We start from the raw sequence: 23,450 nt of genomic DNA, 5'->3' as shown, positions 1-23,450 counted from the left end.
ATAAAAAATTTTCTGTTACCCGGCAGATACCTCAAACATTGTAATAGTAATTAAATTATAGTTTCTATATTAGTAATACAGAGAAGGGTTAGAACCGCCCCTTATTCCGCCTTCATAAGCATGCCGTCTAATGTCCTGCCAATAGTGGATTCTAGATGTCTGGATAAATCAAGTAGTTTCTCTAGGTCAGTATTAGTCTCAACACCCATCCCATGGAACATGTTGACCATGTCTTCCGTGCAGACATTCCCAACCGCTTTAGGTGCAAAAGGACATCCTCCAAGACCAGCGATAGAGGAGTCGAATCTCCTAACGCCTGCTTGGTAACCTACAAGTTTATTCGCAAGACCCAAACCGCGCGTATTATGAAAGTGTAATCCTAAAGATAAATCCTCCCCAAATGCTTGGTAAAAAGCATCAACCACCTGTTGAACTTGCTGTGGGTTCGCCATGCCTGTAGTGTCAGCCAATGTGATTTCCGTGCAACCTGCTTCTAGGAACTTTTCTGCAGTCCGGAGAACATTGGAAAGGGGAACCTCTCCTTCAAAAGGACAACCAAAGGCAGTGCCGAGTACACCAGCAACTCCCTTGCCTGCCGCGACACCTTCTTGTATCACAACCGTCAACTCAGCAACAGCCTGATCTACGGTTCTCTTCACATTTTTAAGGTTAAAGCTGTCACTAGTCGTGGTAACAACATGCAAGAAATCCACCTCTGTCTCCAGTGCCCGCTTCAAACCCGAAGCACTCAAAACCAAGCCCCCATACCGAACATCCTCCCGTTTAGGAATGAGCGCCATCACTTCTTCGGCATCCGCCATTTGCGGAACCACTTTTGGATTGACGAAAGAAACAGCCTCTATGTTCCGTATCCCTGCATCAATCAGTCTAGTAATCATCTCTACCTTATCCTTGGTGGGGAGTATATTGCATTCGTTTTGTAAACCGTCTCGTGGGCCAACTTCACAAATTTCAATCATTCTAATGCCTCCTTTAGTAGATGACTATTTTTGATTTCTTCCAAGTGCTTTAAGACATGATCTCTTCCTTGGTAGATATGTTCATGCATGGCAATCCGTGCACGCTCTGTTTCTCTATTTCTAATTGCCTCGAGAATAGTCTTATGGACTTCAAGCGATTGCCTCATCTGAAAAGCGTTATACCAATAGAAGGAGCGAAACACGACAGGTACCACGACAACCTTGGATAAGTGGAAGTGTATATGGGTATTTTTCGCAGCGGCAACAATTGCTTCATGAAACTGTTGATTATGCTGGACAACCTCTAATAAACCCTGTTCATCTCCCTCTACATATTCTTCTATTGCCTTTTCATAAAACTGATTGGCTTCCTCTAATTTAATGATGTCTTCACTAGTACGGTAAGTGGCAGCTTGGCTTGCAGCATACCCTTCTAATAATGTCCGTAAATCGTAAATTTGCCTGATGTCTTCTTTGGTGAATTGCCGGACACTTACGCCACGCTTCATCGGGATGACCAACCCTTCCGCAGATAGCTGCTTGATGGCCTCCCTGACAGGAGTCCGGCTGATTTTCATTTCCTTTGCAAGTGTCTCTTCAGCAAGTCTTTCCCCGGGCTCGAATTTCCCTTGAATAATGGCTTCTTTTATAAAACTGTATGCATCCATATGAACACCTCATCTCGATTGTATACAAAAAAGGAATTTTTAACAATGAATATTCTGAAAAAAGGCGAAAAGCCCACTTGATACAACCGATTTATTTTTGGGTGTTGACTTATTGTATACAATTGGTTTAGATTTGTATACAAAGTTATAAATTTTTAGAAAATTACAATCAGTTATGTTGTATAGGAAAGACAGGAGGAATGAGCATGACAAAACAACGACTACCTTTAGAAGATATCCGTGTCATTGAACTTGGCACCCTTTTGGCAGGTCCTTTCACTGGCAGGTTGTTGGGGGATTTCGGGGCAGAAGTGATTAAAGTGGAGCCCCCGGGAAAATCAGATCCAATGCGTAACTGGGGTAAATCAAGGGACGGGGTAGGTTTATGGTGGCCCATTCAATCCAGGAACAAAAAATCCATCACACTTAATTTAAGAGAAGAAGAAGGACAGGCTGTACTAAAGGAGTTGATCAAGGAAGCGGATGTACTTATCGAAAATTTCCGGCCAGGAACGATGGAAAAATGGAACCTTTCCTATGAAGTCCTATCCGAAATTAATCCAAAGCTTGTTATGGTCAGGACATCAGGCTACGGACAAACAGGTCCATACAAGCACCGTGCCGGCTTTGGCAGTGTAGGCGAAGCAATGGGAGGCCTCCGCAATGTCACTGGTTTTCCAGATCGACCGCCTTCCCGCATCGGTGTATCGGTGGGAGACACCTTGGCAGCTTTGTTCGCAACAATCGGGTGCCTTGTAGCTATTCATGAACGAGAACATTCCGGTATAGGGCAAGTAGTGGACACTGCGCTTTATGAATCAGTATTTTCCATCATGGAAAGCATCATTCCAGACTACCTGCTTGCAGACTATGTGAGGGAAAGAATGGGCAACATCCTGCCAGGAGTGGCACCTTCCAATATATATTTTACAAAAGACAAAACGTATATTGTCATCGGTGCAAACGCAGATGGAGTGTTCCGCCGCTTATGTGAGGCAATGGAGCAACCGGAACTTGCCGACGATGGTAGATTTGCGACCCACCATGCCAGAGGCGAAAATATGAAACTACTAGATTCCATGATTGAAGAATGGACCAAAACATTGCCGGCAAAAGAGGCCCTGGCTATCTTGGAAGAGAAAGGGGTACCTTCCGGACTCATCTATACAGCAAAAGACATTTTAGAAGATCCTCATTACCAGGAGCGCGAGATGATTTTAAAGCTTGAACACCCTGAACTGGGCGAATTCCCCATGCCAGGCATCGTCCCTAAACTTAGCCGGACACCAGGGGAAGTAAAGCATGTTGGTGCTGAAAAGATGGGGAAAGACAACGAAGATATTTACAAGGAGTTACTGGGATTTAGTGAGGAGAAGCTAGCAGTCCTGCAGGAAAAAAACATTATTTAAAGAAAGGAGAGGTTCACATGCCGAAGACGCTCTACGAAAAAATCTGGGAGAAGCACCTGGTCCTAGAGAAAAAGGACGAACCATCAGTGCTCTATATCGACCTGCATCTTATTCATGAAGTCACCTCACCCCAGGCATTCGAAGGCTTGCGGCAACAAAACAGGAGGGTTAGAAGACCTGAACTGACATTGGCCACCATGGATCATAGCATCCCGACAAAAGACCGTCATCTACCATTTCGTGACGAAATAGCCAAGAAACAAGTGGATGCCCTTCAAAAGAATTGCAAAGAATTTGGGATAAAGCTCTTTGACCTGCAAAGTAAAAACCAAGGGATTGTCCATGTCATTGCACCAGAACTGGGAATCACCCAACCAGGGCAAACCATTGTCTGCGGCGACAGCCACACGTCCACCCATGGTGCATTCGGAGCGCTGGCATTCGGGATTGGCACAAGTGAAGTAGAACATGTATTGGCCACTCAAACACTTAAGCAGTTCCGTTCTAAGACCATGGAAGTGAAGATAAATGGGGCGCTCCCGATCGGTACGACGGCAAAAGACCTGATCTTAGCTTTGATTGGAGCATATGGACATGATTTTGCCACTGGCTATGTCATTGAATATCGCGGGGAAGCCATCGAAGCGCTCACCATGGAAGAGCGAATGACTGTCTGTAATATGACCATCGAAATGGGAGGCAGGGCCGGATTGATCATGCCGGATGAAAAAACCTTTGCGTTCCTGAAGGACAAACCTTATGCCCCAAAGGGACCGGATTGGGAAAAAGCTTTAAGTGAATGGAAGCAGCTATATACAGATAGTGATGCCGTTTTCGACCACACCATCACATTCGATGCATCCAATGTCGTACCCCAAGTGACATGGGGGACAAACCCAGCCCAAGTGATAGGAATAGAGGAACAGGTCCCTTACCTGGAAGATCTCCCGGACGACCAACAAAAGTCGGCCAAGCGGGCCTTGGATTATATGGGACTGGCATCTGGAACAAAAATAACCGATATCACTATTGATAAAGTATTCATCGGCTCCTGTACGAACAGCCGCATGGAGGACCTCAGAAATGCGGCTAAAATAGTAAGCGGTTACAAGGTGACGGAAGGCGTGACGGCACTTGTGGTGCCAGGTTCCCAACAAGTCAAAGACCAGGCAGAACAAGAAGGGCTCGATCAGGTTTTCAAGGACGCGGGATTTGAGTGGCGGGAGGCGGGGTGCAGCATGTGCCTTGGAATGAATGAAGACATCGTCCTGCCAAATGAAAGATGCGCCTCCACCTCCAATCGTAACTTTGAGGGCAGGCAAGGTAGACAGGCAAGGACACATTTAGTCAGTCCCGAAATGGCAGCAGCTGCAGCCATCACCGGCCATTTCACCGATGTGCGCCACTGGAAAACCAACGAGAGAAAGGAGGAAAAGGTATGAGCGGAAAGCCTTTTGGTAGATTCACAGACATAGTGGCACCGCTGGATGCAGCCAACGTCGACACCGATGCCATCATTCCAAAGCAATTCCTTAAGAGCATCGAAAGGACCGGCTTCGGCCAATACCTTTTCTATGAATGGCGCTACGAAAATGGTCAAGAGAAAAAAGATTTCATTTTAAACCAAGAACCCTATCGCAAAGCACCAATCTTGCTCGCTCGGAAAAATTTCGGCTGTGGCTCATCCCGGGAGCATGCACCATGGGCTCTTTCCGAGTTCGGGATCCGTGTCATCATCGCCCCGAGCTTTGCCGATATTTTTTATAACAATTGCTTCAAGAACGGGATTTTACCCATTGAACTGCCAGAAGCAGATGTGGCATTCCTGTTTGAAAAATGCAAGGACTTCTCTGGCTATCAGCTATCCGTTGATTTAGAGAATCAGAGAGTAGAAGACTCACTGGGCTACAAACAGGAATTTACGGTTACTCCCTACGGAAAGGCTTTGTTGCTAAACGGCTTAGACGAAATAGGCTCCACCCTACAGGCAGAAGAAAGCATAGCATCCTTTGAAAAAGAACATAAGATCTTTTTTCACCTGAATACCTAGCAAATCAGGAGGTGCGAACATGAACCCAAAACAAAAAGAACCGATCCGCAAAAAGTGGATCTGGATTGTACTCGTCATTATTTTACTTGGCAATGTCCCTTGGTATTTCCCTGCAAGTGCAGTAGAACCCTTTATCTTAGGCTTCCCACTATGGGCATTCATTTCCACGATATTTTCTATTCTTTTATGTGGCTTTTTAAGCTGGCTCTGTTTGTCACAATGGAACATGGTGGAAGACGAAGAGGAATTAGCAGCAAATAGGGGGGAGAAAGAATGACGGATTTAGCTTTTTCAGGCACAGATGGAATCATTATATTATCCGTATTTGCCATCATCATGCTTCTAATCGGATATCTATCTGGAAGAGGAAGTAAATTGAATGAAAGCCTAGCAGGTTACTATCTTGCTGGTCGTAACCTGGGATTCATCGCATTATTCTTCACCCTTTATGCGACCCAATACAGCGGAAACACCATTGTGGGTTATGCCCCGAGTGCATATCGTACAGGCTTTTCCTGGTTACAATCAATCTCATTCATGACCATCATCATCGGAGCCTATCTCTTGTTCGCACCGCGGCTTTATGTCATCGCCAAGCGCCGCAAATTCGTGACCCCGACCGATTGGATCTCCCACCGGTTTCAATCAAAACGCGTCACGATTCTAAGTATATTCTTGATGTTATGGGGACTAGGAAACTACCTTTTGGAACAGCTGGTGGCAATCGGACAGGCTGTGTCAGGATTAACAGGAGGGACTATTCCCTACCAAATCGCCGTACTGGCATTTGTATTCGTCATGCTCGCCTATGAGTGGATGGGAGGAATGAAAGCCGTCGCATTCACCGATGTCATGCAAGGGGTGATCCTGATGGTTGGTATCATCGTCTTTCTCATCGGCGGACTCTACCTTGCAGGAGGAAACTTCTCCGATGTAACACGCTATGTAGCCGAAATGGAACCAGCAAAAACAGCAGTTCCGGGCTTTGATACCAGTATAAATTGGCTCAGCATGCTCCTTCTCGTAGGACTTGGCGCAAGTATCTACCCGCATGCCGTCCAAAGGATTTATTCTTCCAGAAGTGAAAAAACACTCAAAACATCCTTGTCCCGCATGGCATGGATGCCGCCGATCACAACAGGGCTTGTCTTTTTAGTTGGAATCATTGGTATCATGCTATTTCCGGGTCTAGACACGAGTGGATCGGAACAACTCGTCGGAACGATGGCAAACGCCATTGCGGCCATCCACCCATTCTATTATTGGGTCATGATCATCTTCTTTGGAGGAATCGTCGCAGCCATCGTATCCACAGCAGACTCTGTATTACTAAGTTTCTCATCCATGCTCTCCAACGACGTGTATGGAAAATTCGTCAATCCAAACGCAACCGAAAAGAAAAAAGTAATGGTAGGAAAAATCGGTGGAATCGTCGTCGTGTTCCTTCTACTATGGATCGCCTGGAATCCACCAGGGACGCTTTACGAGATTTTCGTATTGAAGTTTGAGCTGTTGGTCCAGGTGTTCCCGGCTTTCGTTCTTGGACTCTACTGGAAAAACTTGAACGGAAAGGCCGTATTCTGGGGCATGCTTGCCGGAGCCGTACTGGCTGGTGCCATGACCTTTACAGGATACAAAACCATCTATGGCATACACGGTGGCGTTATCGGATTAGCGCTTAACTTTGTCATATGTGTGGTCGGAACCACCATTGCACCTGCATTGACTAGAAACAAAGTTGTGGAAGAGGATATGACTTCCTACAATCTGAAAGCCTAAGTATCAAAAGGGAAAGGGAGTGGAAACATTCCCTTTTTTCCTATCAAAAAAAAGAAAAGGACGGAGAAGCAGAAATGGAATTCAACCCTAAAGATTTAAATGAAAAAGAAGTATATAAACTATTAAGTGGTTCTGTTGTTCCAAGGCCGATTGCCTGGGTATCCACCATATCGAAGGATGGCGAAATGAATCTTGCACCATTCAGTTTTTTTACTGTCGTATCTAGGAACCCTCCTATGCTATGCATCTCAGTAGGACCAGGGGTGGGAGAGAGGGCAGGAACCGAAAAAGATACCCTCGTCAACATACGCGAACAGGGCGAATTTGTCATCAACGTTGTCACAGGCGCGCTCGGCGATCAAATGCACAAAAGCTCCGAAAACCTTCCAAGCGAAGTGAACGAGTTCCAAGCAGTCGGCGTCACACCGATCGAAAGCAAACTAGTCCAACCAAAACGCGTCCAAGAATCCCCCATCCAAATGGAATGCAAACTGGAACAGGTCATCAAACTGGGAACAGACCACCTCATCATTGGCCAAATGGTCTACTACCATATTCAAGATCAATACTATCTACCGGACCATAAAGTCAACTTTGCTGAACTACAGCCTTTGGGGAGGTTGGCAGGGACGTACTCTCCTTTTACTAGAGTGGTGGAGTTGGGTTGAGGGGACAGGTACGGGGACCCCATGTTTGTTTAAAGAACAAAAAGTGGGAGAGGGTCTAGACCCTCTCCCTTAATATCACTCCGAAACCCTAACCTCAATCGGTTCCGAAACCAAATTCCACTCCTGCCCAAGCATCGTAAAGGTGTGTTTTACAAACACCTGTGCCGTACCCGGTGCCAATGCAATTATTTCATTTCCTTCAATCCTTACTACCCCATTATCTCCAACAGTATAAAGCTCCGTCTCGATATTCACTTTCTCACCTGTCCGGTAACTTAGGAAAGCCTTAGCCTGGATGTTACGGGACTTGCCTACTTTCAAATTTGCTTTCTTAATAGGTGACTCAAGACTGATAGGCGATTCCGTCAGCCATTGCATGTAATCGGTAATTGGTCCGATTAAGCCTTCTTTTAGTTTGTCCGCAAATGGATCTTCCTCCCGGAACGTCCAGTGCATGCTTAACATTCCACGTTGCCTCATATAAGTAAGGAACTCCTCATATACACTTCCATAACTTGCATTAAGGGTTACGTTTGCGCTAGTTCCATAGTCTACAAGCTTCTTTGCATTATCCAATTTCGCTTGAAGGGATCCAGGGACAGCGGCAGAGAATAAATAACCTGTTGCAAGGTTTGGCTGTAACTGGTTGAAGATCTTCATGCTGTCTAAGCTAAAGTTTTGGACGACAACCTGATCTAGCATACCTTCTGCCAAGATTTCCTCATTCACTTTTTCCTCCATCCCAGCGGCCTTCAATTCTACCAGAAGCACCACATCCTTGCCTTTGAACTCCTGAAGGAATTCTTTAAAGGTCGGCACAGGCTCCCCTGCAAACTCCTCCCCAAACTTAATTCCTGCATCAAGCTGTTTAATCTCATCGAGCGTCAAATTGGCTACCGCGCCAGTTCCGTTTGTGGTACGGTTGACGGTCGTATCATGCATGACGATGATATGGCCATCCTTTGTTTCATGAAGGTCCGTCTCAATCATGTCCGCCTCCAAATCGTACGCTAATCGGTAACCGACCATCGTATTTTCAGGAGCAAGGGAAGGGACCCCGCGGTGGGCAGCGACCATAGGACGTTGAACGATTGTGTTTTCTGGATACTGACTGAACGCTTCCGTAGCATACTCCGGATAATCTGTAATCATTCCATCCACACCTAAATGGATAAGCTCATGCGTGGAATTTAATGAATCTGCTCCAATCCCCCAAACGGCAACCATCCGATTATGCAGATAATGCACGATCTCCTTCGTCAGTAATTTTTGTGGGATTAACACAACCTTGCTTTCACTCGAATGCACTTGGAATGGCAATTCCCGCAAGTCATTCTTATTCAAGGAGTTTCCGGTGTACACCAATCCACCACGAATTTTAGGATTTAGGGATTTTATTTCCTCTACGATCGCAGCATTAGAGGAAACAACATGAACATCCGTTGTCTGGGTGGCATTCAGACTTTGAATGATCTGTTCCCCGTATCCTGCTTGCTCCACCTGCAACACAGGGATCTTTTTATTTTTCATCTGCTGTAGTTGATCATTTAAAGAGAGCCCGTTCGCTGTTAACTCCCCGTCCGCATTGCGTTCCACCACTAATAGGCTGGAAGCACTTTGGCTTGCATCACCTGTATACCCCGCGCCAGTAATGATGGTTGGTGGGTTAATGATATTGGTTTCGGGTTCAACAGGAAGGAAGGCACCGGAATCTTCTATAGGTGGCAGAGCTTGATCGTATGTAGTGACCTGGACGTTGTCAAACTGCACAGTGGAGCCACTTACTTGAAACCCCACATCACCATTAACCCATTCGGTCGCATCCGCAGTGTCGATCACCAGCTCATTATTCACAAACTGCTGTACCCTGTTGCCACTAACCACGACCTTAAGGCGATAACTCTTATTGTACTCAAAGTTCACGGGATAGAAATTCGTCTGAGTAACCGCCCAAGCGTTGTTAAGCCTTTTTGCAAACTCCAAACCATTCAAAGCGCTTGTGCCTTTTCGGGCAGCAAACTGATAATAGTTATTGGCATCTTGAATCCGGAACATGATGGAAGCCCAGCGTGCATCATTCACAGAAGAGAGGAACGTTACATCCGCCTCCATCGTATAGTCTCCATACTCAGGATCGATTGGCGCTTTTACCACTGATGGGCTGGCAGTGGCAGGGGAGCTTAATACAAGTTTGCCATCTTGAACTTCACCATTACCCACAACAACCTCCCAGCTATCCGGCAATTCTCCATTTGAAATAGAATCAAATGTTTCGTTTAGTAATTCCATATGATCCTGCTCGGCATGAACGCTCATTTGTGGCTGAAAGTTTATCAAACTAAGGGCTAGTGCGGACGAAACGACCATACTTCCGAAACGCTTAAAAGATTTCCTCTTCATGTTATTCCTCCTTCAAGATAGATTAATAGGGCAAAATAAAAGAGAAGAGCCCACCATGAAAACCCTTATTCAATAAGGACTTTTATGGGGTTCTTCTCTGTGTCTCTGCCCACTATTCATTTACAATTTAAACTATATATAGTTATTTGAATTTTCTCAATAATTAATTATACCTATGTTCATAAACCATCTTCTCCTACAAAAGTAATATTTTTCAATTAATTTGCCGATTTTTGAAGGGGAAGGGCGAGGGATGTCGAAATGTACCACTATCAAATATAGAATGCTATATGCATCAGTGAGGGACTGAACTCTTTTACAAATAAATTCTTCCTTACACTATATTTCTACTTTAATTTATTGTATAATTTAGAAAAGTAAAATAATTTGGGTAGAGAATATAAGAGAAACCCTCAACGGATGCGCCTGCTATAGGCTTCTTTCGTTGTGTGGTTTCTCTTTTTATTTTGCTTGGAGGTGAAAGCGTATACAATACTAACTTTGCTAATCTTTTGGCCAGCTAAAACAAAATTACGAGGGGGATTATTTATGAAGAAAACATTATTAATCTTGATGGCACTAGTGTTGAGCGTAGGGCTTGTAGCCTGTGGATCAGACTCTAGCTCTTCTGATGGAAGTGTTGGCGAAGTAACCTTGTATTCACCGGAAACACCTGATATGACCCGTGAACTTGCAGAAGCGTTTGAAGAAGCAACTGGTGGAAAAGTAAACGTACAATATGCTGGAACGAATATTCTTGTTAACCAGATGATTGCCGAAATGGACAATCCACAAGGTGATCTGTGGTATGGCGGTGGAGGAATCCTTCCGTTTGAATCCGCGATTAAACATGGCTTCATTGAAAGCTACACACCGGAATCCGTGAAAGACTGGGAAGTATATGAGAACGGCATTAAAGTAAGACATGAAGACTGGAACTGGGTTGGCTTGGAGGTATTTGTACTTGGACTGATCTACAATACCGACCTAGTGGATGAAGCAGATCTACCGGAAACATGGGATGATCTATTAGACTCCAAATGGGAAAAGGAATTACAGATTCCAAACCCTGCAGCATCAGGAACAGCAACACTGTTAGTGCTTAGCCAACTGATGGAAAAAGGCGAAGAGGAAGGCTGGGAGTACTTTGAGAAGTTGGTTCAACAGACAAATGCAATGCCGGATTCCGGTGGAGCTCCTGCCAATGCTGTAGCTTCTGGGGAAGCATCCATTGGAGTCGGCTTTGACTTTATGGCTTACCAAATGAAAGACCGTGGGGAATCCGTTGATTTCCACATTCCAAAGAATACACCTATTCTAGTAAACCCTGTTTCTATCGTGAAGGATGGACCTAACCCTGAAGGCGCAAAGAAATTCGTAGACTTCATGCTTTCCAAGGAAGGACAGCAAATCAAAGCGGATTGGTTCCATATCCCGATGCATCCAGAGGTGGAAGGTAAATCACCACTGACGCTTGAAGGACTCAAAGACAATGCCATGGATCTTGATATCGACTGGGTAGTCGAAAACTATGACCGCGTACGTAACGAGTGGAGAGAGAAATTCCAATAATCTAAGGCTCTTTTCTAAAAGATTGTTGCTAACCACTAGCAAAAAGTCGGCATTTAGACTTTTTGTCCTCTTACCTGCTCTAAAATAAGCAAGTAGACTATACAGAAAAACAGGGAAAAGAGCACGACAGTAAGGAATATAACGGTTAGGTGGATAATACGAAAAAGCAACAAAGCTTACGAAAACAGCCAATCTAAAGACAGACGGGGAGATAATCATATGGGTTCAGTACAGGTAGATGGATTAATCAAAAAATATAATGATGTGACAGCTCTGAAAAACGTGAATATTGATATCCAAGAAGGCGAATTCTTCGCCCTTCTTGGCCCTTCAGGGTGTGGGAAAACAACCACCATGCGCTGTATCGCCGGATTTGAAAATCCTACTTCTGGAAACATCTATATCAACAACAAAGTAGTCAATAAACTGCCTGCTAACAAAAGGAATTGCGGGATGGTCTTTCAAAGTTATGCTCTTTTTCCTCATTATAATGTCTTTGAAAATGTCGCTTATGGTTTAACCGTCCGAGACTTTAATACAGGAAGTTTTTCCAAAAAGATCAATAGTTTTGCAAGGCTGATCAGCAAAAGACTTGCCAAGCCTTCCAAAGAGGTAGAGAAAAAAGTGTTGGAAGCACTGGACTATGTAGAGCTTGGCCATCTATCCGAGCGTGGAGTGAATGAACTGTCAGGCGGGCAGCAACAACGTGTCGCACTTGCCAGGGCACTCGTGTTGGAGCCTTCTGTTTTGCTGATGGACGAGCCACTTTCCAACCTGGATAAAAAGCTTCGCAATACCATGAGGACCACAATCAGGAGGATCCAGCAGGATGTTGGCATCACCACCATCTTCGTCACCCATGACCAAGAAGAAGCCATGAGCATGGCAGACAGGATCGCCGTCATGAAAGACGGGGAAATCATCCAGGTTGCCACGCCAACAGAGCTATACAGTAACCCGCGTTCCACCTTTGTCGCGGACTTTGTAGGGTCTTCCAACATTTTTGACGGAACGATAGTCGGCTCTGATGAAAAAGGGACTGTGGTGAAAATAGGAGATTGGACACTACATTCTTCTGCACAGACCACGAAGAAAGATGTGAAAGTCCTTATCCGTCCAGAAGGCATGAAGCTTCACCGGATAAGCGAGGACATCATGCATGGAAACGTCATGGAAGGAAAAGTACTTCTTCATACTTATTTAGGTTCCAACATCCGTTACGATGTTAAGGTGGGCAACGCTGAGCTTGCCATTGAACATGTATACGTACCAGGCGACCCTATTTTAACAAGTGGGGAAATGGTAAAGGTGACAGTGGATCCGGAGAGGGTGCTATTGCTATGAAGCCAGAAATGCAGGATCCATTGAAGGTCCAAATCCAGCCGCCTTCTCCTAAAAAAGAGAGACGTTCCATTTTTGAGAAAATGGATGGCCTATTCTTTATGAAGCTTCTGGTCATCCTGTTTTTCACACTCTTTTTGGTGCTTCCATTACTATCAGTTTTCCTTGTCAGTTTCACAGGCGCGCCGGTAAATATACTCGGCTCTCTCGTCAATCCTGATATACTCGCAACCAATATAGAGCGTTTCTCTAATGCATCACTTGATCACTACAAAAAGCTTTTGTCCGGGGGTACATACTTTAAAGCGCTCACTAATAGTTTAACCTTATCCCTTGGGGTGGCCACGTTAGTCATTTTTCTCTGCATCCCGATAGCCTATGGCTTTGCTAGGACAACCATGCCTTTCAAAAAAACATTTGCAGCCCTATGTACGATGCCGATCATCGTCCCGACCTTTATTTCCGCTGCAGGCTTCATCATCATGTTCGGCCGGACCGGATGGGTCAATACGATCTATCAGGAGCTCGGTGGAAGCGGCGTCTTGTTCAATGTCTATTCCATGCTTGGAATTGTATTGGTTCAAATTTTCTTCTTTTTCCCATTCGCCCTGTGGCCGATGGTTGCTGCATTCAAATTGAGTGATATTTCCCTGGAGGAAGCATCCCAAAACCTTGGTTCAAGCAGCTGGATGAGCTTGGTGTTTGTGACATTCCCGCTTGCAATTCCTGGTATCATCTCAAGTGCTTTGCTGATTTTCACTGTAAGCTTTTCCGATTTCGGTACGCCAATCATCTTGGCACCTGAAGGGCTTAATCTCATAGTGGTGGAAGCCTACCGAGAAATTTCCGGATTCTTCAACTGGGCAGGGGCCTCCATTTTAACTGTAGTAATGGTCCTTGTAGCTGGGGTCTTCTTCTGGATACAACGAAAAATCACAAAGAAGATGAATTATGGAACCTTATCTGGCAAACCGAAAGCCATCAAGCTAAACGACAACAAATGGGTAACAACAGGATTGACTGTCTACACAGGGTTCATTATTTCCATCCCGCTGCTAGCAGTCCTTTCCGTACTGATGCAATCCTTTGCGACCACTTGGGGAGCTGACCTTCTCCCAAGAGGATTCACATTGGATCACTACCGGACAATTTTCTCGAGATCAACGAGTAACATCATGAACTCGATCATTCTTGCCATTGGTGCACTTGGTATCAGTGTAGTGGTATCGACACTTGTCTCTTACTTTGTGGTGCGACAAAATGCCGCAAAGCTGGACTTTATGTCCTCCATTCCGCTAATTGTACCTGGAATCGCACTTGGTATCGCCTATATCCAGACCTTCAATACAGCACCATTGCAACTGACAGGAACAGCAACAATCTTGATCATTGCCTATGCGATCCGACGTATGCCATATATGATCCGATCCACGATGGGGACGATGATGTCCATCAAACCGGACATTGAAGAAGCATCCATCAACCTTGGGGCTTCCAGGCTTTTGGCCATCATTACCGTCATTGGTCCATTGATGCTACCTGGGATTGCCGCTGGATCCATCCTTGTGTTTGTAACAGTCATCAAGGAAACGAGTATCACGATCCTTATGGCGCCATCAAGCTGGGCACCGATGAGTTTAGTCGTATTCCAGAATCTACTCCGGGGAGAGGTCTATACCGCTTCTGCCATGGCCATTCTCATCATTGTCATCGTGCTCTTCCTGCAATTCCTTGCAACAAAAATCTCAAGGAATTCCTTGTACTAGGTGGTGTTGGGAATGAAAAAAGGATATATTTTCGACCTCGACGGCACTGTTTACCTTGGGGATAAAGTAATCGAAGGCGCAGCAGAAACCATCCAACTGTTAAAAGAGAGGGGAGACCAAGTAGTCTTCCTCTCCAATAACCCTGCCAATTCAAGACTGGCTTACAAAAGAAAACTAGAAAAAATGGGCATCGACGTGGAACTCTATGAAATTATCAATTCAGGCTACGTTACTGCCAAATACTTAAAGGAAGTCATGAAGCCGGATGAGAGAGTATGGGTAATCGGCGAATCCCCCTTATATGAGGAACTGGATATGATGGAGGTGCCCATCACCCATGACCCCACAAAGGCAACGTATGCACTAGTGTCATGGGATAGGGACTTCACTTACGGAAAACTGACGCAGGCCTTTCTCGCTTGGAAAAACGGAGCCAGCTTCCTTGCGACCAACCCGGACCGCACCTGTCCGGTTCCTGGAGGGCAGATTCCAGACTGCGGAGCCATTATCGGAGCGATTGAAGGCGCGACAGGGGACGTCATATCAACGATCATCGGGAAACCATCCCGAATCATGGCACAGGTCGCGGCAGATCATCTGAACATGGACCTTGAAGACTGTATCATGGTTGGGGACAGGCTGGAAACAGATATCAAAATGGGAAATGACGTGGGCATGCAAACGATCCTGGTGCTGACAGGAATAACGGAAAAAACAAGCATCAACTCAAACCTAGCCCAGCCTACTTACATCCTCAACAGCATTAAAGAGATTCCAAGACTCAAAGTAGAAGTATAAGAAAGGAAGGTAAAAAGATGGCTATCAATATCGTAGACATGGTTGATTCACAAGTGATTGCAGCAATAGACGCACCTGAAAAGATCCAGGAAGCCATAAACAGCAAAGCGAACATCGCCTTCCTCTTAACCGGCACTATCTTTACACTCCCAGACTACATAAAGCAACTAAAACAAACAGGCATGTACGTGTTCCTCCATTTAGATTTCATCGAAGGCATATCAAATGATAAAAGCGGCATCCAATACATCGCCCAAGTCCTTCGACCAACAGGAATCATCACCACCAAGAACCACCTGATCAAATTCGCAAAGGAAGAGGGCCTGAATACCATCCAACGCCTCTTCCTGATCGATCACAACGCCATCAAAAAAGGCCAAAGAATGGTCGAAACATCCCAACCCGATGCAGTCGAAGTCCTGCCAGGCATCATGCCGCGAGTCATCTACAACCTAACCGAAACATTCCCCACGCCCATTATCGCCGGCGGACTTATCGAAAATGAAACCGAAATCCATGAATCCCTAAAAGCTGGCGCTTTAGCTATCTCCGTGGGTAACCCTGATTTGTGGCGGTGCGGGGTTTAGTGGAGAGGCACGCAGACCCGCTTTCTTGCGTTTTTTGCGTAAGCTGCGGATTTTAATCCCCATTCCGCAACAGGAAAAAAGGAACAGGAGGCTAACCCCCTGTTCCTTTTACGTTACCTTTATTTCTCTAGTGGCACTTACGTTACCTTTCGAGTCTTTCGCCGTTACCTTGATGACAGTGCCTATTTTTTGTTTTGGGATGGTTATTTTAAACTTCCCATATGCATCCACTTTGGCCGAATAAGATTTCGTCCCGATCTTTGCTGTTACGGTCGAATTTTTCTCCGCGTTACCTGTGACACTTGTTGAAGTAGTTTTTACTGCATTAACGACCGGGACATCTGGAGCCACCCTCTCTACATTCACTGTCCTAGTAGCACTTATTGCACCTGCGCTATCTTTTGCCGTGACCTTTAGGCTTGTTCCAGCGTTTTGTACCGGTATCGTTACTTTATAGTTTCCATCCACATCCGCTTTTTTGGAATATGTTTTCGTTCCGATCTTCACCGAAACCGTTGCATACTTTTCCGTTTTACCAGAAACGACGGTCTCTTTATTCGTCACCTTATTCACCACCGGCATATTCGGTGCCACCCGTTTCACCGTAACTGTGCGACTGGCACTCACCTTACCATCTTTATCTGTAGCTGTTACATAAAGAGTTTTATCCGCATTTTGCACAGGTATGGTAATCTTAAAATCACCATAACTATCCGCTTTTCCTGTATAGTTTTTCGTTCCGATTTTCACCGTGACCGTGGAGCTCTTTTCTGCTTTCCCGCTCACGGTAGAAGCCTTATTGCTCACACTATTAACGGTAGGCATGTTAGGCGCAACTCTTGAAACCGTCACAGACTTCCCATCACTCACATTGCCAGCGCTATCTTTTGCTGTCACAGATATGGTCGTACCAGAGTTTTGCACTGGTATGCCAACACTATAGTTACCGTCTGCATCCACTTTGGAAGAATAGCTTTTTGTCCCGATTTTCACGGTTACGGTAGAGCTTTTTTCCGCCTTACCAGTAACTTCTGTAGTTTTATTTGTCACTTTATTTACTTGGGGCACTGCGGGAGGTGTTACATCCTTTACCGTCACATTCGTTAAGAGACTCACATTTCCTGCAGCATCTTTTGCACGGATGGTTAACACGGTGCCCGCATTTTGAACGGCAATTGGAATCGAGAACAAACCGTCCTCTGCTACTTCACCCGCACCTATTAAAGAAGATCCCTTTAAAATTTCCACTGTTGATAATGGCTCCGCTTTCCCTGTCACCACACTGCTTTTATCCGTGACCACATCTACTACTGGTTTTCCGGGAGGGGTAAAATCAACCACCTCTACATTGACAGTTGCCACATTACCGGCAGGATCTTTAGAAGTTACCGTTAATTTGGTTCCTGCCATTTGTCTCGGGATATCCATTTGAAATTCGTAGCTATCCCTTACAACTTTCTCCCCTAATGTAATACCGTTCTTCACTATTGTCACTGTCGCACCAATTTCGGTCATTCCATATAAGGAATTCATATTGTCCCCTAATGGATACACATAAAGATTAGGAGGGGTAACATCCTTCACTTCCACAATAAGTTGTTGACTTTCATTTTGTGCTTCATCTATTGCAATGACCTCAATGATAGTCCCAGCTTTTTGTTTAGCAACATAACTCTCAAATGAACCACTGTTTTGGACAGAAATACGGGCAAGCTCTTCCGTGGCTGTTCGTACGATGATCGTTGAACCCGGCTCCGCTGTTCCCTCGATATAATTTGTCGCATCAGTTATTTCCTCCAAAAGCTGTGGAGTTTCAGGTGGTGTTACATCTTTTACGACAACGATGGTTCGCTTACTTTTATTTTTTGCCGTATCTTCCGCCTGAATTTCCAATGTGGTACCGGCTTTTTGCTGGCCGATGTATAAGTTAAAACGACCATTTTCATCCGCATCGCCTTCCGCTAATACACTTTCTCCACGAAATACCCGAATCTTCGCTGTAGGCTCCGCTGTTCCCGTAATCACGTCCATCGCATCTGTCACTTCATTTACGATAGGGGCTTCTGGGGGACTTGTATCCATCACAACAATAGTAGCCTCTTGACTCATCCTGTTAAAGCTATCAACCGCAACGATCTTTAATTCCGCTTCGTCTCGTTGCTTTGGAATAGGCACTGAAAAAGTTCCATCGGCTCTTGATAGGCTTTCTCCCATTTTTACCCGGTCATTCCATACCTCTACTAAACTATCAGCATCAGTCAAACCGACAATCGCTTCATCACTATTCCCTATTGGTTGAACGATTGGAGCCATCAGCTCACCAAGGGGGTGCCCCAAGTTGTTCGGTTTATAGGAAATCGGATCCATCGCTAATTTCGCACGAAAACCGCTATTATCTTCGACATCAATAATATATCTTGACGCCAATGTTTCATCTGTCGTTCCCCAATAATTATTAGATCCTTCAATCGTCATTACATTGTTACTATTCACTTCAAAAAATGCTCTTTCGTGAAATCCGAAAAAATTATTTCTGGAAAATAATAATTCTGATGTGCAATCTTTCCCACAATACACTTTAATTTTTGAACTAGTCGTCTCTTCTGAACTTATGAATGTGTTGCTATTAATGATAGTATTCTTACTGCCAAGCGTAACATCTAGCTTAGCATTATCGTGAAAAATGTTATTCGTAATAGTAGGCTCCATCATTTTCGGGATGCTGATAGAAATCGACCCATTCGAAAATTGGTTGTTATCTAAATATAGTTGCGAACCTGTTAATAGAAAACCACCTTTATATTCCCTGGTGACGTTTGCATGTTCGAGGTGAACAAGTGTTTCTGGAAGAGAAAGACTTTGGATATACGCAGTATCAATCGTTATCTTCTCTTCTTCATTACCAAGGGCAAATAGTTTTCCGTATACATGAATCAATACTCCGATTTCACCAACAACCGTTACACCAGGTTCGATGGTCAATTTCAAGTCTCTTGGAATCGTCACATTTCCAACCAAACGATACGGCGAGCCCGCCTTCGTCCAAGTCGTATCTTCCGTCAACGTCCCACTTACTCTTGTACCTTCTTCCGTTGCATTTCCATAAGAAGGAAAACTCCCCAAAACCAAGACCCAAACTAACAACAACTTAAGCCAAACGCTCGCCCTACTCTTACTCATCCTAATTCCTCACTTTATTCTATTTTCCTTACTAATCTTCTATAAATATATCACGATTTAATATGTAATAAATAGTTAAAAATAATCAAAAATTGGAATTTGAAACTGGAGAGACTACTTGCTGATATTAAGGATTGCAAGGGTGAGATTAGCCTCTAAGAAAATAACAGGATGCTGATTATTCAAAATTTTCTTGCTGTTCTACTCAATCAATGCTATTTTAATAGTAATAGTAATGAAAGCGCTTTAAAATTTTTTAACATAAAATCTAAACGTTTACATTTGGGTGATGAGACATGAAGAAGAAACCGACAATTGAGGATGTAGCAAGAGCAGCAAATGTCTCAGTGGCTACTGTTTCGCGGGTGGTCAATAGGCAAGGTGGCGTCCGTAAGGCAACAGAGGAGCGAATTGTACGCGCAATAAATGAATTGAATTATGTGAGGAACGCGATAGCTAGAAGCATGGTCCGCAAAGAAACAAAAACTATTGGGGTAATCATTCCTGATTTCACGAACCCGTTTTTTTCTGAAGTGATCTCAGGGCTGCAAAAAGCAGCCCTTGAAAAGAACTATTTTACTCTCATCAGTAGCTCGAACGAATCAAAAATGATAGAAAATGAAATTCTGCAACATTATATAGAGCGGGGTGTAGATGGACTTGTAGTGACTACCGCAAATGAAAAGGGAGATCATTTGGATCCGGTGATAAAAGCGGGGATTCCAATTGTAGCTGTCGATAGGCAAATACATAAATATGATGTAGATACCGTATTGACGGGTAACCGGGAAGGTGCCTACGAAGCGGTCAAACACCTTATCAGTAAAGGACATACAGACATTGCAATCATTCGGGGACCGCAAGACACAACACCAGGACTTGAACGGTACCGTGGTTACGAAAGAGCAATGAAGGAATATGATTTGCCGATTAGGCAAGAGTGGATAGGGGATGGGGATTTCAGGGAAGGAAGTGGGTTTACAAACGCCAAGAAATTTTATAACGCTACCAAACGCCCAACAGCAATTTTCTCCTGCAATAACCTTATGAGCATTGGAGCCGTAAAAGCATTGCAGCAATTAGACTGGAAAATAGGGGAAGATATCGCGTTTGTAGGGTTTGATGATATTGAAATCGCTACGTTCATTAAGCCGAATTTAACGATGGTATCCAGACATATGCGCAACCTGGGAGAGATTGCTTTTCAACTGTTGCAAGATAGGATGATGAACAGCCAAGAGATTGATCCAATAAAAAGACAACATATTCTATCACCTTACTTAATCGTGCGAGAATCATGCCAAAAGTTCAACTGAAATTTTCGAATAAAAATCTAAACGTTTACATTTGGAGGGAAGTAAGATGAAACGAAATGGAATATTGCATCCTCAACTAAATAAATTGATTGCGGAGACAGGTCATATGGAGCGATTGGTAGTGACAGACGCAGGCCTACCCATACCGGAAGAAGTAAACACGAGGGTGGACTTGGCCCTTAAAGAAGGTATGGTCCCTTTTTTAGAATTGCTGGACACTGTACTTGAAGAATTTTCTGTAGAGAAAGTTATCATGGCAGAGGAAATTAAAGAGAAAAGCCCTGATATGGAAAAAGAGATATTAAAACGATTCGAAACAATTGAAGTGGAATATATCCCTCATGTTGAATTCAAAGAAGAAACGAAGCATACGAGAGGATTAATAAGGTCAGGTGAATTCACCCCTTATGCAAACGTCATACTGGTTGGAGGAGTCGTTTATTAACTAAAAGCTAACAAAAAGGTGGTGCATTCAATGAGCCTATTAAAAATGGAGGGCATCAGAAAATCATTTAATCGATTAGAAGTATTGCATGGAATTAGCTTGGAGGTTAATACCGGAGAAATAGTGGCGCTACTAGGGGAGAATGGTGCTGGTAAATCTACTTTAATGAAAATACTTGCAGGTGTTCACCTTCCATCCTCCGGAAAAATAAGCATAGAAGGCAAAGAAGTGGTAATTGGTAGTCCCAAAGAATCCCAGCAATTAAAAATAAGCATCATCCACCAGGAGTTTAATCTCCTCAAAGACTTGTCTATAGCTGAAAATATTTTCTTAGGAAAACAAATCACCTCCAGTATGGGAATCATTAACTGGTCAGCAATGCACGCTAAAACTGAAAATCTATTAAAGAGGGTTGGTCTGGCGCACCTTCCGCCAGATCGACTTGTCAACGATTGTTCCATTGCAGAACAGCAATTGATTGAAATCGCCAAAGCCCTATCATTCGAATCTAAAATCTTAATTATGGATGAACCGACTGCCACCTTAAATAATGAAGATACCCAAAAGCTGCTCACCCTAATGCAAGAGCTTCGGGCAGAAGGACTTGGCATCATATTTATTACACATAGGCTTGATGAAGTGATGAATGTTGCAGATCGGGCAGTTGTAATGCGAGATGGCCAATATATTGGGGATGACAAGGTGGAAAATCTGACAAAGGAGCAGATTGTAAAGATGCTTGTTGGACGGGATCTTACTAATATGTATCCTGAACGAGTACCCCCTCAAAAAGAAGTCATTCTAGAGGTAAACGACTTGTCTGTAAGTAAGCGTTTACACGATATCTCTTTCTCTGTAAAAAAAGGGGAAATACTTGGTGTCGCAGGTCTTCTTGGATCAGGTAAGACAGATTTGTCTAAAGCAATATTCGGCCTTTTAAAACATTCTGGCGGAGAAGTAAGGATGCAAGGTGAGAAAGTTTATTCACCGAAAAGCGCCATTGATGCAGGCATCGCACTTGTAACCGACGATCGAAAGGATGAAGGGCTTGTCCTTGATCTATCAGTTGCGGAAAACATTTTGATACCTAGCTATCGAAAAATATCCCAATTTGGTGTGTTGAAAAAAACAACCATGAAAAAGATTGTAGACCGCTGGGTAACAGATCTAAAAATAAAAACTCCAAGCGCTGAATCTGAAGTCAGAAAACTGAGTGGGGGTAATCAGCAAAAGGTTGTACTGGGTAAATGGCTTCAAATGGATCCTAAGATTCTCATACTTAATGAGCCGACAAGAGGAATCGATATAGGAGCAAAATTTGAAATCTATAAAATCATCCACGAACTCTCAACAAAAGGAATATCAATCATACTAATATCTTCTGAAATGCCTGAACTACTTGGAATGTCGCATCGCATCATCGTCATGAATGAAGGGAAGCTCACAGGTGAAATGGACATTCAAGATGCAACACAGGAGAAAATCTTTGAATATGCAACGGGTGGTGAGTAACTTGTCCAATGCCAGCGAAAATAGTAATTGGGTAAAAACAGTATTGTTATTGGATAAATATCGGGTATTTATAATATTTCTAGTATTATTACTGATTGCAAGTTTTATATCAGATGCATTCTTTACAGTAAACAATCTCTTCAATGTACTAAGACAAGTATCCATTGTTGCCATTATCGCTGTAGGAATGACCATTGTTATTTTGACAGCAGGAATTGATCTATCTGTTGGATCTGTACTAGCCTTGACAGGAGCTATTGCAGCAGGTGTCATTACTGCTGGAATGCCAATACCTTTAGCCATAGCCATTTGTTTGATTGCTGGTCTGATCATGGGGTCGATCAACGGATTGATTGTAGCCAAAGGAAAGGTACCAGCCTTCATTGCAACGTTGGCTGTCATGGTAATTGCAAGGGGAATGACACTAGTTTATACCCAAGGGAATCCAATCGTAATTTCCGACATGGGATATCGGTTCTTGGGAAGTGGTAAGATTTCAGGTATTCCATTTCCTGTTATTTTGATGCTTGCGATTTTTGCCATCATGTATTGGGTTCTGAAGCACACAACATTCGGAAGGAACATTTACGCAGTTGGTGGCAATGAAGAGGCTGCACGGCTAGCGGGAATTAATGTAGACCGAGTAAAAATAGGTGTTTATGCACTTACAGGTTTCTTTGCATCTATTTCAGCTCTTATCTATACATCGAGATTAATGTCAGCACAACCTAATGCTGGATCCATGATCGAATTGGATGCCATTGCTGCTGTTATCATCGGTGGCACAAGATTGACGGGAGGAAAAGGGGGAGTAACAGGAACCTTGATAGGTGCCCTGATTATGGGTGTGCTAGACAACATACTTAACTTAGCCAATGTCTCACCGTTCTATCAGGATATTGCAAAAGGTTTGGTTATTTTAGCTGCAGTACTTATTGATAGTAAACTAGCAAAACTACAAAAACAGTAAGGTGGAGGG

General features: G+C 44.0%; 19 protein-coding genes. 15 read left to right on the top strand and 4 right to left on the bottom strand.

The window, feature by feature from the left end:
* Window positions 1-101: 101 nt before the first annotated feature.
* Window positions 102-980 carry a hydroxymethylglutaryl-CoA lyase gene (locus MKY77_RS23500; RefSeq protein WP_339148024.1) on the bottom strand — a complete coding sequence of 293 codons (879 nt, stop codon included), beginning with the start codon at window positions 978-980 and terminating at the stop codon, window positions 102-104.
* Entirely contained in the window at window positions 977-1,648 is a 672-nt protein-coding gene (locus MKY77_RS23495) for a GntR family transcriptional regulator (protein WP_339148023.1), read from the bottom strand. The genes MKY77_RS23500 and MKY77_RS23495 overlap by 4 nt, the downstream gene beginning before the upstream one ends.
* A 206-nt stretch (window positions 1,649-1,854) precedes the next feature.
* Here MKY77_RS23495 and MKY77_RS23490 point away from each other — a divergent pair, with 206 nt between their 5' ends.
* The 6 genes from MKY77_RS23490 to MKY77_RS23465 all read left to right on the top strand — a co-directional run bounded on the left by MKY77_RS23490 (window position 1,855) and on the right by MKY77_RS23465 (window position 7,554).
* Window positions 1,855-3,057, top strand: a complete 1,203-nt coding sequence (locus tag MKY77_RS23490; protein ID WP_339148022.1) for a CoA transferase — start codon at window positions 1,855-1,857, stop codon at window positions 3,055-3,057.
* Window positions 3,058-3,074: 17 nt separating this feature from the next.
* A complete protein-coding gene (leuC, locus tag MKY77_RS23485) occupies window positions 3,075-4,499 on the top strand; it encodes a 3-isopropylmalate dehydratase large subunit (RefSeq protein ID WP_339148021.1) in 1,425 nt (474 codons plus the stop codon).
* The gene (leuD, locus tag MKY77_RS23480; protein ID WP_339148020.1) at window positions 4,496-5,107 is read left to right on the top strand and encodes a 3-isopropylmalate dehydratase small subunit; all 612 of its coding nucleotides are present in this window, start codon (window positions 4,496-4,498) and stop codon (window positions 5,105-5,107) included. Before leuC ends, leuD begins: the two co-directional genes overlap by 4 nt.
* Window positions 5,108-5,126: 19 nt before the next feature.
* A complete protein-coding gene (locus MKY77_RS23475) occupies window positions 5,127-5,384 on the top strand; it encodes a hypothetical protein (RefSeq protein WP_339148019.1) in 258 nt (85 codons plus the stop codon).
* A complete protein-coding gene (locus MKY77_RS23470) occupies window positions 5,381-6,886 on the top strand; it encodes a sodium:solute symporter family protein (protein WP_339148018.1) in 1,506 nt (501 codons plus the stop codon). The genes MKY77_RS23475 and MKY77_RS23470 overlap by 4 nt, the downstream gene beginning before the upstream one ends.
* Window positions 6,887-6,960: 74 nt before the next feature.
* Complete coding sequence (locus tag MKY77_RS23465; protein WP_339148017.1) at window positions 6,961-7,554, top strand: flavin reductase family protein; 594 nt, start codon at window positions 6,961-6,963, stop codon at window positions 7,552-7,554.
* A gap of 75 nt (window positions 7,555-7,629) precedes the next feature.
* On the opposite strand, the gene MKY77_RS23460 is transcribed toward MKY77_RS23465, so the two are convergent.
* Entirely contained in the window at window positions 7,630-9,954 is a 2,325-nt protein-coding gene (locus MKY77_RS23460) for a glycerophosphodiester phosphodiesterase family protein (protein ID WP_342515544.1), read from the bottom strand.
* Between the two features lie 549 nt (window positions 9,955-10,503).
* On the opposite strand from MKY77_RS23460, the gene MKY77_RS23455 reads away from it, so the two are divergent.
* From MKY77_RS23455 to MKY77_RS23435, 5 genes are all read left to right on the top strand, one after another.
* The gene (locus tag MKY77_RS23455) at window positions 10,504-11,526 is read left to right on the top strand and encodes an extracellular solute-binding protein (protein WP_339148015.1); all 1,023 of its coding nucleotides are present in this window, start codon (window positions 10,504-10,506) and stop codon (window positions 11,524-11,526) included.
* A 219-nt stretch (window positions 11,527-11,745) separates the two neighbouring features.
* Window positions 11,746-12,870: an ABC transporter ATP-binding protein gene (locus MKY77_RS23450; protein ID WP_339148014.1), complete on the top strand. Its 1,125-nt coding sequence runs from the start codon at window positions 11,746-11,748 to the stop codon at window positions 12,868-12,870.
* Complete coding sequence (locus MKY77_RS23445) at window positions 12,867-14,633, top strand: iron ABC transporter permease (protein WP_339148013.1); 1,767 nt, start codon at window positions 12,867-12,869, stop codon at window positions 14,631-14,633. Before MKY77_RS23450 ends, MKY77_RS23445 begins: the two co-directional genes overlap by 4 nt.
* Before the next feature lie 12 nt (window positions 14,634-14,645).
* The gene (locus MKY77_RS23440; RefSeq protein ID WP_339148012.1) at window positions 14,646-15,431 is read left to right on the top strand and encodes an HAD-IIA family hydrolase; all 786 of its coding nucleotides are present in this window, start codon (window positions 14,646-14,648) and stop codon (window positions 15,429-15,431) included.
* A 17-nt stretch (window positions 15,432-15,448) separates the two neighbouring features.
* Window positions 15,449-16,018: a glycerol-3-phosphate responsive antiterminator gene (locus tag MKY77_RS23435; protein ID WP_339148011.1), complete on the top strand. Its 570-nt coding sequence runs from the start codon at window positions 15,449-15,451 to the stop codon at window positions 16,016-16,018.
* A gap of 108 nt (window positions 16,019-16,126) precedes the next feature.
* On the opposite strand, the gene MKY77_RS23430 is transcribed toward MKY77_RS23435, so the two are convergent.
* Window positions 16,127-19,198 carry an Ig-like domain-containing protein gene (locus MKY77_RS23430; protein WP_339148010.1) on the bottom strand — a complete coding sequence of 1,024 codons (3,072 nt, stop codon included), beginning with the start codon at window positions 19,196-19,198 and terminating at the stop codon, window positions 16,127-16,129.
* Window positions 19,199-19,494: 296 nt separating this feature from the next.
* Here MKY77_RS23430 and MKY77_RS23425 point away from each other — a divergent pair, with 296 nt between their 5' ends.
* The 4 genes from MKY77_RS23425 to MKY77_RS23410 are packed head-to-tail and all read left to right on the top strand — an operon-like array spanning window position 19,495 to window position 23,441.
* Entirely contained in the window at window positions 19,495-20,514 is a 1,020-nt protein-coding gene (locus MKY77_RS23425; protein WP_339148009.1) for a LacI family DNA-binding transcriptional regulator, read from the top strand.
* A gap of 46 nt (window positions 20,515-20,560) precedes the next feature.
* Complete coding sequence (gene rbsD, locus MKY77_RS23420; protein WP_339148008.1) at window positions 20,561-20,959, top strand: D-ribose pyranase; 399 nt, start codon at window positions 20,561-20,563, stop codon at window positions 20,957-20,959.
* 30 nt (window positions 20,960-20,989) lie between these two features.
* Entirely contained in the window at window positions 20,990-22,471 is a 1,482-nt protein-coding gene (locus MKY77_RS23415) for a sugar ABC transporter ATP-binding protein (RefSeq protein WP_339148007.1), read from the top strand.
* Complete coding sequence (locus MKY77_RS23410; RefSeq protein ID WP_339149898.1) at window positions 22,452-23,441, top strand: ribose ABC transporter permease; 990 nt, start codon at window positions 22,452-22,454, stop codon at window positions 23,439-23,441. Before MKY77_RS23415 ends, MKY77_RS23410 begins: the two co-directional genes overlap by 20 nt.
* Window positions 23,442-23,450: the final 9 nt, after the last annotated feature.

This window comes from Sutcliffiella sp. FSL R7-0096 (assembly GCF_038595065.1).
Classification (GTDB): Bacteria; Bacillota; Bacilli; order Bacillales; family Bacillaceae_I; genus Sutcliffiella_A.
The sequence above is the reverse complement of the archived record's forward strand: the minus strand, read 5'-3'. Positions and strand labels throughout refer to the sequence as shown.

What these genes read in the sequence shown, in the direction of transcription:
- MKY77_RS23495 (WP_339148023.1), bottom strand. Translation starts at nt 1,648, where the DNA reads ATGGATGCATACAGTTTTATAAAAGAAGCCATTATTCAAGGGAAATTC.
- MKY77_RS23440 (WP_339148012.1), top strand. Translation starts at nt 14,646, where the DNA reads ATGAAAAAAGGATATATTTTCGACCTCGACGGCACTGTTTACCTTGGG.
- MKY77_RS23415 (WP_339148007.1), top strand. Translation starts at nt 20,990, where the DNA reads ATGAGCCTATTAAAAATGGAGGGCATCAGAAAATCATTTAATCGATTA.
- MKY77_RS23445 (WP_339148013.1), top strand. Translation starts at nt 12,867, where the DNA reads ATGAAGCCAGAAATGCAGGATCCATTGAAGGTCCAAATCCAGCCGCCT.
- MKY77_RS23470 (WP_339148018.1), top strand. Translation starts at nt 5,381, where the DNA reads ATGACGGATTTAGCTTTTTCAGGCACAGATGGAATCATTATATTATCC.
- MKY77_RS23450 (WP_339148014.1), top strand. Translation starts at nt 11,746, where the DNA reads ATGGGTTCAGTACAGGTAGATGGATTAATCAAAAAATATAATGATGTG.
- MKY77_RS23475 (WP_339148019.1), top strand. Translation starts at nt 5,127, where the DNA reads ATGAACCCAAAACAAAAAGAACCGATCCGCAAAAAGTGGATCTGGATT.
- MKY77_RS23425 (WP_339148009.1), top strand. Translation starts at nt 19,495, where the DNA reads ATGAAGAAGAAACCGACAATTGAGGATGTAGCAAGAGCAGCAAATGTC.
- MKY77_RS23410 (WP_339149898.1), top strand. Translation starts at nt 22,452, where the DNA reads ATGCAACGGGTGGTGAGTAACTTGTCCAATGCCAGCGAAAATAGTAAT.
- MKY77_RS23430 (WP_339148010.1), bottom strand. Translation starts at nt 19,198, where the DNA reads ATGAGTAAGAGTAGGGCGAGCGTTTGGCTTAAGTTGTTGTTAGTTTGG.
- MKY77_RS23490 (WP_339148022.1), top strand. Translation starts at nt 1,855, where the DNA reads ATGACAAAACAACGACTACCTTTAGAAGATATCCGTGTCATTGAACTT.
- MKY77_RS23500 (WP_339148024.1), bottom strand. Translation starts at nt 980, where the DNA reads ATGATTGAAATTTGTGAAGTTGGCCCACGAGACGGTTTACAAAACGAA.
- MKY77_RS23455 (WP_339148015.1), top strand. Translation starts at nt 10,504, where the DNA reads ATGAAGAAAACATTATTAATCTTGATGGCACTAGTGTTGAGCGTAGGG.
- MKY77_RS23435 (WP_339148011.1), top strand. Translation starts at nt 15,449, where the DNA reads ATGGCTATCAATATCGTAGACATGGTTGATTCACAAGTGATTGCAGCA.
- MKY77_RS23465 (WP_339148017.1), top strand. Translation starts at nt 6,961, where the DNA reads ATGGAATTCAACCCTAAAGATTTAAATGAAAAAGAAGTATATAAACTA.
- leuD (WP_339148020.1), top strand. Translation starts at nt 4,496, where the DNA reads ATGAGCGGAAAGCCTTTTGGTAGATTCACAGACATAGTGGCACCGCTG.
- rbsD (WP_339148008.1), top strand. Translation starts at nt 20,561, where the DNA reads ATGAAACGAAATGGAATATTGCATCCTCAACTAAATAAATTGATTGCG.
- leuC (WP_339148021.1), top strand. Translation starts at nt 3,075, where the DNA reads ATGCCGAAGACGCTCTACGAAAAAATCTGGGAGAAGCACCTGGTCCTA.
- MKY77_RS23460 (WP_342515544.1), bottom strand. Translation starts at nt 9,954, where the DNA reads ATGAAGAGGAAATCTTTTAAGCGTTTCGGAAGTATGGTCGTTTCGTCC.